10 protein-coding genes are annotated in these 8,483 nt (G+C 62.4%); 5 read left to right on the forward strand and 5 right to left on the reverse strand.

The annotated features are described in order from the left end of the window. Window positions 1-183: 183 nt before the first annotated feature. The 4 genes from ACIP1G_RS25995 to ACIP1G_RS26010 form a co-directional block, all read right to left on the reverse strand. Window positions 184-1,515: a deoxyguanosinetriphosphate triphosphohydrolase gene (locus ACIP1G_RS25995; protein WP_400742169.1), complete on the reverse strand. Its 1,332-nt coding sequence runs from the start codon at window positions 1,513-1,515 to the stop codon at window positions 184-186. 169 nt (window positions 1,516-1,684) lie between these two features. Then, entirely contained in the window at window positions 1,685-2,014 is a 330-nt protein-coding gene (locus tag ACIP1G_RS26000; protein WP_400742171.1) for a hypothetical protein, read from the reverse strand. Next, the gene (locus ACIP1G_RS26005) at window positions 2,011-2,385 is read right to left on the reverse strand and encodes a phage holin family protein (protein ID WP_400742174.1); all 375 of its coding nucleotides are present in this window, start codon (window positions 2,383-2,385) and stop codon (window positions 2,011-2,013) included. Before ACIP1G_RS26005 ends, ACIP1G_RS26000 begins: the two co-directional genes overlap by 4 nt. 9 nt (window positions 2,386-2,394) lie before the next feature. After that, window positions 2,395-2,709, reverse strand: a complete 315-nt coding sequence (locus tag ACIP1G_RS26010; protein ID WP_400742175.1) for a YqjD family protein — start codon at window positions 2,707-2,709, stop codon at window positions 2,395-2,397. Window positions 2,710-3,023: 314 nt separating this feature from the next. Between ACIP1G_RS26010 and ACIP1G_RS26015 the strand changes: the two genes are divergently transcribed. From ACIP1G_RS26015 to ACIP1G_RS26035, 5 genes are all read left to right on the forward strand, one after another. Beyond that, entirely contained in the window at window positions 3,024-4,232 is a 1,209-nt protein-coding gene (locus tag ACIP1G_RS26015) for an ammonium transporter (RefSeq protein WP_400742178.1), read from the forward strand. 72 nt (window positions 4,233-4,304) lie between these two features. Beyond that, window positions 4,305-4,544, forward strand: coding sequence for a glutaredoxin family protein (locus ACIP1G_RS26020; protein WP_400742180.1), 240 nt, complete (start codon window positions 4,305-4,307; stop codon window positions 4,542-4,544). Window positions 4,545-4,653: 109 nt separating this feature from the next. Continuing rightward, a complete protein-coding gene (locus tag ACIP1G_RS26025) occupies window positions 4,654-5,085 on the forward strand; it encodes a D-Ala-D-Ala carboxypeptidase family metallohydrolase (protein ID WP_400742183.1) in 432 nt (143 codons plus the stop codon). A gap of 65 nt (window positions 5,086-5,150) precedes the next feature. Next, window positions 5,151-5,459: a transcriptional regulator gene (locus ACIP1G_RS26030; RefSeq protein WP_144171881.1), complete on the forward strand. Its 309-nt coding sequence runs from the start codon at window positions 5,151-5,153 to the stop codon at window positions 5,457-5,459. Between the two features lie 51 nt (window positions 5,460-5,510). Then, window positions 5,511-6,395: a pseudouridine synthase gene (locus tag ACIP1G_RS26035; protein ID WP_400742185.1), complete on the forward strand. Its 885-nt coding sequence runs from the start codon at window positions 5,511-5,513 to the stop codon at window positions 6,393-6,395. Between the two features lie 163 nt (window positions 6,396-6,558). Here ACIP1G_RS26035 and ACIP1G_RS26040 read toward each other — a convergent pair whose 3' ends face one another. Next, a complete protein-coding gene (locus ACIP1G_RS26040) occupies window positions 6,559-8,124 on the reverse strand; it encodes a methyl-accepting chemotaxis protein (protein ID WP_400742188.1) in 1,566 nt (521 codons plus the stop codon). Window positions 8,125-8,483: the final 359 nt, after the last annotated feature.

Here is an 8,483-nt window from a genome sequence, read left to right on the forward strand (position 1 = left end):
GGGAAATGGCTTACAAGATAAAACAAAACCGGCTACGAAATAAGCGCTTTTTATTCAGTGTCAAAGCGCGACTGGTAACTTTTTATTGATTTTTATACATGCTGTTTAGTTTTCCGCCAGTATATGTAGGAAGTTTCCTGCAGTGCGCGGTGCAGCGCCGGGCACAGGCTGCACCGGCGCGGATCAGGTCGGGTTGGAGCGCCCAGTCATTTCCCGGGCCATTTCGCTGGCATAGCTGTCGGTCATTCCGGCGATGAAGTCGATCATGCGCAGGAACGCGTTGTGCAACGAGGCTTGCGGGTCCGGTGCATTGTTGCCGAGCAGGTCCAGCACCCGCCGGCTCTTGAACGATGGCGTGCGCCCACCGTGTTGTTCAAGGGCGGCGCCGCAGAAGGTGTTCAGCAAGATTTCCAAGGTGGTGTAGGCGCCGATTTCATGCAGGGTCTTGCGTTTGTCCTGGAAGATCTTGTTGCGTGCCATATCCTTGGCCTGCAATACGCAGCGCTGGGCCGGGCCGTGCATGTGCTCGACCAGATCACCCGACAGTTGCCCCGCCAGCAACGCCTGCTGCTGTTCGACAAAGGCGTGGGCAGCGGCGTTGGTCAAGTGTTCGATGGCTTTGCCGCGCAGGATTGCCAGTTTGCGACGGCGGGAGTCGTGCTGGCCGAGCTGGCGGTAGGTTTCCGGCAGGTCATCCCCGACCAGGTCTAGCAACAGCGCTTCGACTTCGGCGTATTGCAGCAGCTCCATTTCCAGGCCGTCTTCCAGGTCGATCAGCGCGTAGCAGATGTCGTCCGCAGCCTCCATCAGGTAGACCAGCGGGTGGCGTGCCCAGCGTTGGTCCTCCAGTTGCGGCATGCCGAGTTTGCGGGCGATCTGTTCGAGCAGGGGAAGTTCGCTCTGGTAGCTGCCGAATTTGTGCTTCTTGTAGCCCAGGGCGTCGGCGTGACGCGCACTCCATGGGTACTTCAGGTAGGTTCCCAGGGTGGCATAGGTTAGCCGGGTACCGCCGTCAAACTGGTGGTACTCAAGCTGCGTGAGCACGCGAAAGCCTTGGGCATTACCTTCAAAGTTGAGGAAATCGGCCCGTTCATCTTCGCTCATGTCGTCCAGCCAGCCACGCCCCGCAGCCTGCTGGAACCAATGGCGGATGGCGTCTTCACCGGAATGGCCGAACGGTGGGTTGCCGATGTCGTGGGCCAGGCAGGCCGATTGCACGATCATCCCCAGGTCGCTGGGGGCGCACCAGTCCGGCAGGTTGTCGCGCAGGGTTTCGCCGACGCGCATGCCCAGCGAGCGACCAACGCAGCTGACTTCCAGCGAGTGGGTCAGGCGCGTGTGGATATGGTCGTTGCTGGTAACCGGGTGCACTTGGGTCTTGCGCCCGAGGCGGCGGAAAGCGCCAGAGAAGATGATGCGGTCGTGGTCTTTGTGGAAGGGGCTGCGCCCGAGTTCATCGGCGCTGTAAAGGGCTTTGCCCAGGCGTTCGCGGGTGAGCAGGGTGTGCCAGTCCAAGGCGCGGTCTCCTGTGGATCGAAGGCATTAGCTTCCAGTGTCGTGTGCTTCTGCGCAAGGGGCAGGTCGATACCGAGTCTGTAGGAGCGGGTTTACCCGCGAATGCGTCGGTGGCTCCACTGCCGCATTCGCGGGTAAACCCGCTCCTACAGGGGGCAAGGTTAGGTCGTCAGGGTCGGCGGTTGCCTTGCAGGTACAGGCGCACCAGCGGCAGCAGGCTGCTGCCCAATCGTACAAGGCGCGACAGGTTACCGCTACGCACACCCTTGCCGGTCAGGAAGCCCAGCGCAACCACGGCGCCAATCCCCCACAGCGGCGCATGCTTGATCCCCAGCCCTTCGTGCAACGAGCTGCCCATGCCGCGCACGCGGCGCAGTGGCTCCAGCAATTGCCCGGATTCGTGGCGGATCTCCTGGCGGTGCATCTCCATGCGCAGGCGCAGCAGCGCCTTGCGCAGCTCGCGCGGGTTTCGGCTGTTTGGCAGTTCTGGCAGGCTCATGGCAACAGGCGCTCCCGGTCCTTGGCGAGTTCTTCGAGGGTGGCGCCGAATGGCGACGACTCGTCGAACACTGCCGCTTTCAGGCGCAACCCGCAGTACAGCGCGGCGATGCCGTAAAACACACACAGCCCGATGATGCCGGCCAGGCGGTAGCTGTCCCACAGCAGCACCAGCAGCAGCCCGGAAAGCGCCGTCAGCAGCAGCAGGGCGAACACCAGGGCCATGCCGGCAAACAGCAACAGGCTCAAGGTGCGCCCCTTCTGCTCCTGCAACTCGATGCCGAACAGTTCGATATGGCTATGCAGCAGCCCCAGCACAGCGGCGCCCAGGCGCCTGCCTGAAGCACCGGCGGTGTTGGCGTCATTCTCCATGGGAACCCCTTAGCGCCTGTTGGCCAGCAAGCCGATCAACAACCCGACGCCGGCCGCAATGCCGATTGCCTGCCACGGGTTGTCCTGCACGTACTGCTCGGCGCTGCCCAGCGCTGCCTGGCCACGATCGCGCACCGAATCCTGGGTCAGTTGCAAGGTTTCGCGGGCCTGGGCCAGCCGGTCGTGGATCTGCTCGCGTAACTCGTCGGCCTGGTCACCGGCCAGGTTGGCAGTGTCGCTCAGCAGTTTCTCGGTGTCGCGCACCAAGGCCTGGAAGTCAGCCATCAATATCTCTTGTGCAGTCTTTGCCGATTTGCTGGCCATGGGGTCTCTCCCTGTCGATGAGTGTTGGTGTTTCGAGTAATGGCACGCGCGGAAGGTTCAAGTGCCGGCGCTGGTATGGGCCTTGCTATGTCTTTGCCACGTTGCGGGGCGCCACAGGCGGGTACTGCGCCGATTCAGGGCGCCAGCGCAGCGGGTACCGATAAACCTTAACCCAATCCACGACAAACCCAAGAAAAAACCACGCAGGCTCCGCCCGGCTAACCGAAACAGGGCAGGGGGCTGGCACCGTTTCGGTGCAGGGATGCAGGTTCTTGAACTGTCCTGGTGCCTTTTTCAGCAGGTCTGCCTATTTCATGGAAAACATGCACAGCGCGATGGACTCCCTGGTCCACGGTTCCAACACCCTGTTCATTCTCATGGGCGCCATTCTGGTGCTGGCCATGCATGCCGGCTTCGCGTTTCTCGAAGTGGGCACGGTGCGTCACAAGAACCAGGTCAATGCATTGTCGAAGATCCTCAGCGACTTCGCCATTTCGGCGCTGGTGTACTTCTTCATTGGCTACTGGATCGCCTATGGGGTCAACTTCTTCCAGCCAGCGGCAGAACTGGCTGCTGACCATGGCTATGCGCTGGTCAAGTGCTTTTTCCTGCTGACCTTTGCCGCAGCGATCCCGGCCATCATCTCCGGGGGTATCGCCGAGCGGGCGCGCTTCGTGCCGCAGCTGTGTGCCACGGCGTTGATCGTGGCATTCGTCTACCCGTTCTTCGAGGGCGTGGTATGGAACGGCAACCTGGGGTTGCAGGCCTGGTTGCAGGCACGCTTTGGCGCGCCGTTCCATGACTTTGCGGGCTCGGTGGTGGTGCATGCGATGGGCGGCTGGCTGGCACTGGCAGCGGTACTGCTGCTGGGCGCGCGCCGTGGCCGCTACCGCGATGGCCGGCTGGTGGCGTTCGCGCCGTCGAGCATTCCGTTCCTGGCGTTGGGATCGTGGATCTTGATCATCGGCTGGTTCGGCTTCAACGTCATGAGCGCCCAGACCCTGCAGGGTGTCAGCGGCCTGGTGGCGATCAACTCACTGATGGCCATGGTCGGCGGTACCCTGTCGGCCTTGGTCGCCGGGCGCAACGACCCTGGCTTCCTGCATAACGGGCCGCTTGCCGGGTTGGTGGCGATTTGCGCCGGCTCCGACCTGATGCACCCGATTGGTGCGCTGGCCACCGGCCTGGTGGCGGGTGCGCTGTTCGTCTGGACCTTCACTGCAGCGCAGAACCGCTGGAAAATCGACGATGTGCTGGGTGTGTGGCCATTGCACGGCCTGTGTGGCGTGTGGGGTGGCATTGCCTGCGGCGTGTTCGGCCAGGCGGTGCTCGGCGGCATGGGTGGTGTCAGCTTGGTCAGCCAATTGCTGGGCAGCCTGATGGGCGTGCTGGTGGCGTTGACCGGTGGTTTTGCCGTCTACGGCGTGATCCGCGCGCTGCATGGCCTGCGCTTGAGCCACGAGCAGGAGTTCCAGGGCGCGGACCTTTCGCTGCACCGTATCGGCGCTACCAGCCAGGATTGAGCCAGGTCAGGTGCAGGGTGGGCGGGACGGACCTAGAATAGGCTTTTCTCCCTTGCAAACCGAGACCTGCCCATGCTGCCTGAATGCCAACTGTTCGGCACCCTTGGCTGCCACCTGTGCGAAGTGGCCGAGGCCGTGCTGATGCCCTTCGTCGACCATGGCCTGCTGGTGGAGCTGGTCGATATCGCCGAGAACGAGCCCATGTTCGAGCGTTATGGCTTGATCATTCCGGTGCTACGGCGCTGTGACAACGGCGCCGAGCTGCACTGGCCGTTTGATGCCGAACAGGTGGTGGCGTTCCTGGGGCAATGATGGCATCAGTGGAGCTTCAACCCTGCTCCATGGCCCGTGAAGCGCGTTGATGATCGGGTACCGGCGTACTGCTGCCGGCATCCTTCCCCCATCATCGGACTACTTCGCCATGTTGATCACTCCACATTTCACGTTTGATGAAATGACCGTTTCCCAGCTTGCCGCCAGGGACGGCTTCGATAACACCCCTCCTGCCGAAGCCCGGGCCAACCTGCAATTGCTGTGTTGTGCGCTTGAACAGGTACGTGCACTGTTTGATGCGCCAATCATCGTCAGCAGCGGTTATCGCAGTGAAAAGGTCAACCGGCAGATCGGTGGCGCCGCGAATAGCCAGCATGTACAAGGGCTGGCGGCAGACTTCACGGTAATCGAAGTCAGCCCGCGTGAAACCGTGCGGCGGATCAGCGAAAGTGCGGTGCCCTTCGATCAACTCATCCTGGAGTTCGGCAAATGGGTACATATTTCCGTTACGCGCGGAACACCCCGGCGGCAGGTGTTGACCGTCGGCAAAGGCACTGGCTACCTGCCGGGGCTGCAATGAACCGCATTGACGTCGGCAAGAGGATATTCGTATGCTGTATATAAATACAGTATCGAGGTAACGCCATGCTCAACGTCGAGCAACTCAAGTACAGCGTCAACCGCATGCCTGTCGAGCGGGTGGCCGACGCCGTTCTGGAACTGCGCCTCGAAGGCCTGGTGACCGACGACCGCACGCCGTTCGGCAAGGTCCACTTCAATACCTGCTTCGCCGAGATCGAGGCGTTGTTTCAGCGTGCCGGCTACCACCGCGGGCTGGATGTGGTGGGTTACCAAGGGTTGCTGTATGCCCTTTACGACCCGGGCCGTTGGGAGCCGGTGCAGGTGCTGCGCTGGTTGAAGGAGCGCAGCGAGGCGATGGCCCAGGCTGGTTGAGGGCGCAGGCTTGGGGGATAATGCGCGGCCGTGAACGTTTCGAGCCCTGCCATGACCACGCCTTTCGACCCCGCCCGCCAGCAAGCCAGCACAGTGTGCCTGCCCCCCGGTAACTGGGCGACGGTGCTCGATTGCCTGTGTGATCATTTCAAGGCCATCGACCGGGCCCAGTGGCTCGACCGCTTTGCCCGTGGCCGGGTGCTGGATGCCCAGGGCCGGGCGGTCGCGGCCGAGCTGCCGTACAAGCGTGGTATGCGTTTGCACTACTTCCGCGAAGTGCCGAACGAGCGCCCGATTCCGGTGCAGGAGACGGTGCTGCATGTGGACGAGCACCTGGTGGTGGCCGACAAGCCGCATTTTCTGCCGGTTACGCCGACCGGTGAATACGTCGAGCAGACTTTGCTGCGTCGCCTGATCCGCCGCTTGGGCAATCCGCACCTGGTGCCGTTGCACCGCATCGACCGGCACACCGCCGGGCTTGTGCTGTTTTCCGCCAACCCGCATACCCGCAGTGCCTACCAGCGCCTGTTCCCTGAGCGGCGCATCGACAAGCGCTACCAGGCCATAGCCGCTGCCATGCCACAGCATGAGTTTCCGCTGGTGCACAAAAGCCGCCTGGTGCATGGCGAGCCGTTTTTCCGCATGCATGAAGTTGAGGGAGAGGCCAACAGCGAAACCCTGGCCGAGGTGCTGGAGCAGAATGGCGAGCTGTGGCGTTATGGGCTGTCGCCGGTGACTGGCAAGACCCATCAATTGCGCGTGCACATGGCCGCCTTGGGGGCGGGGATCTGCAATGACCCGTTCTATCCGCAGTTGCTCAACGAAGAGGACGACTACCAGCGGCCGCTGAAGCTGCTGGCGCAGAGCTTGCGTTTCGACGACCCGCTGAGCGGCGAAGAGCGCTATTTCGAGAGCCGCCTGCGTCTGGATTGGTAACGCAGCCAAACAGCCTTGCGCGGCCCCTGTAGGAGCGGCCTTGCGTCGCGAACGGGCTGCGAAGCAGCCCTGGGATTTCAGGGCAATGCACAAATTGCTGGGGCTGCTTCGCAGCCCGTTCGCGACGCAAGGCCGCTCCTACAAAGGTAACGTAAGCCTGGAGTTAGCGGTTGAACCGCTCCACCAGCGAGTACTGGCTCCCCGCCGTGCTGCTCAGTTCCTCACTGAGCAAAGCCGAATGCTGCGCCTGTTCGGCAGTCTGGTCGGCCAGCTCGGCAATGGTGCTGATGTTGCGGCTGATCTCGTCAGCCACTGCGGTCTGCTCCTCGGTGGCCGCGGCAATCTGGGTGGCCATGTCGGTGATGTTGGCCACCGCTTCGCTGATCCCTACCAGCGCCTCGTCGGCCTGCATCACTCGATCGACACCTTCCTGCGCCTGGCGGTGGCCAGCTTCCATGGTCAGCACGGCATTACTGGCGGTTTGTTGCAGCTTGGCGATCAGGCCGTGGATTTGCCCGGTGGACTCGGCGGTGCGCTGGGCCAGTTGGCGTACCTCGTCGGCCACCACGGCAAAGCCACGGCCCATTTCACCGGCACGCGCCGCCTCGATGGCTGCGTTCAGCGCCAGCAGGTTGGTCTGGTCGGCGATGCCTTTGATCACATCGACCACGCCACCGATCTCGTCGCTGTCCTTGGCCAGTTGCGTTACCGTCTGCCCGGTTTCGCCCACTGCAGCCGACAGGCGTTCGATGGCCTCGCGGGTTTCCCCAGCAATCTGCCGGCCCTGGCTGGTCAACCGGTTAGCCTCCTGGGTGGCATCGGCGGTGCGCTGTACGTGGCTGGCCACTTCCTGGGTGGTGGCGGCCATCTGGTTGACTGCGGCGGCGACCTGCTCGGTTTCTACCCGCTGGCGCTCCAGCCCCGAGGAACTCTTGTGGGCCAGGGCGTCAGACTGCCGCGCCTGGTCGCTGAGGTGTTCGGCGCTGTCCTGCAGGCGGGTGAGGCAGGTTTTCATCCGCGAGTCCTGGCTGAGCATGGCCATTTCCAGGCGTGCCTGTACGCCACGGCTGTCGGTGTACATCTGCGCGATCAGCGGGTCGGAGGTGGTCTGCTCGGCCAGGCGCAGCAAGCGCTTGAGGCCACGCTGTTGCCAGCTCAAGCCCAGCAGGCCGAGTGGCACGGAAAGCCCGGCGGCCAGGGCAAAGCCCCAGGAATGGCCCAGCCAGTTGCCGATCAGGAAGCCGACCTGGCTGATGAGGATGAACGGCAGCCAGTCCTGCAGCACCGGCAGCCACGTGTCACGGCGCGGTACCGGCGGCTTGCTCTGGTTGATGCGCTGGTACAGCGCTTCGGCGCGGCGGACCTGCTCGGCTGTGGGCTTGATCCGTACCGACTCGAAGCCGACCACCTGGTTGTTGTCGAAAATCGGCGTGACGTAGGCGTTGACCCAGTAGTGGTCGCCGGACTTGCAGCGGTTCTTGACGATGCCCATCCATGGCTGGCCTTGCTTGAGGGTTTGCCACATGTGGGCAAACACGGCCGACGGCACGTCGGGGTGGCGCACCAGGTTGTGTGGTGCGCCGATCAGCTCCTCGCGGGTGAAGCCACTGATTTCAATGAAGGCATCGTTGCAGTACGTGATCACACCCTTGGCATTGGTGGTGGAGATCAACCGCTGTTGGGCAGGGAAAGTCCGTTCTCTCTGGGTAATGGGCTGGTTGTTACGCATGGGTTGATAGTCCGCAGGGCTTTCGACAGGTATCGGCAAGCCACTGGTTTTATTGAATGAATATTTAATGTGCTTGATCTATGGCAATAAGCCATCAATCGCTTTGGCCTAGGCAAAGCGCACGTTCGAAACTGTTGGCGTCATTATTGCGGTTTTACTGCTGTTTAATGACGGATAAGTCGGATGATGACTGAGTTGGTGGCCAAGAGCCAGCGTCGGGTGATTGTGGGAGGGCTTGGAGGTGTAGGGCTTTGGGGGTGGTGGCGCCTGTGAGATCGAGCGCCGCCCGCGCGGCGCTTCGCGGCTAAAGCCGCTCCTACGTTTGTTTCGGGCCAATTATTCCTGTGGGATTCGCGCGC

The sequence above is a fragment of the Pseudomonas sp. NPDC089392 genome (genome assembly GCF_044749595.1).
Classification (GTDB): Bacteria; Pseudomonadota; Gammaproteobacteria; order Pseudomonadales; family Pseudomonadaceae; genus Aquipseudomonas.

Excerpts from the sequence above, each read along its gene's own strand:
- ACIP1G_RS26035 (WP_400742185.1), top strand. The coding sequence starts at position 5,511 with ATGACCACGCCTTTCGACCCCGCCCGCCAGCAAGCCAGCACAGTGTGC.
- ACIP1G_RS26030 (WP_144171881.1), top strand. The coding sequence starts at position 5,151 with ATGCTCAACGTCGAGCAACTCAAGTACAGCGTCAACCGCATGCCTGTC.
- ACIP1G_RS26020 (WP_400742180.1), top strand. The coding sequence starts at position 4,305 with ATGCTGCCTGAATGCCAACTGTTCGGCACCCTTGGCTGCCACCTGTGC.
- ACIP1G_RS26025 (WP_400742183.1), top strand. The coding sequence starts at position 4,654 with ATGTTGATCACTCCACATTTCACGTTTGATGAAATGACCGTTTCCCAG.
- ACIP1G_RS26000 (WP_400742171.1), bottom strand. The coding sequence starts at position 2,014 with ATGAGCCTGCCAGAACTGCCAAACAGCCGAAACCCGCGCGAGCTGCGC.
- ACIP1G_RS26015 (WP_400742178.1), top strand. The coding sequence starts at position 3,024 with ATGGAAAACATGCACAGCGCGATGGACTCCCTGGTCCACGGTTCCAAC.
- ACIP1G_RS26010 (WP_400742175.1), bottom strand. The coding sequence starts at position 2,709 with ATGGCCAGCAAATCGGCAAAGACTGCACAAGAGATATTGATGGCTGAC.
- ACIP1G_RS26040 (WP_400742188.1), bottom strand. The coding sequence starts at position 8,124 with ATGCGTAACAACCAGCCCATTACCCAGAGAGAACGGACTTTCCCTGCC.
- ACIP1G_RS26005 (WP_400742174.1), bottom strand. The coding sequence starts at position 2,385 with ATGGAGAATGACGCCAACACCGCCGGTGCTTCAGGCAGGCGCCTGGGC.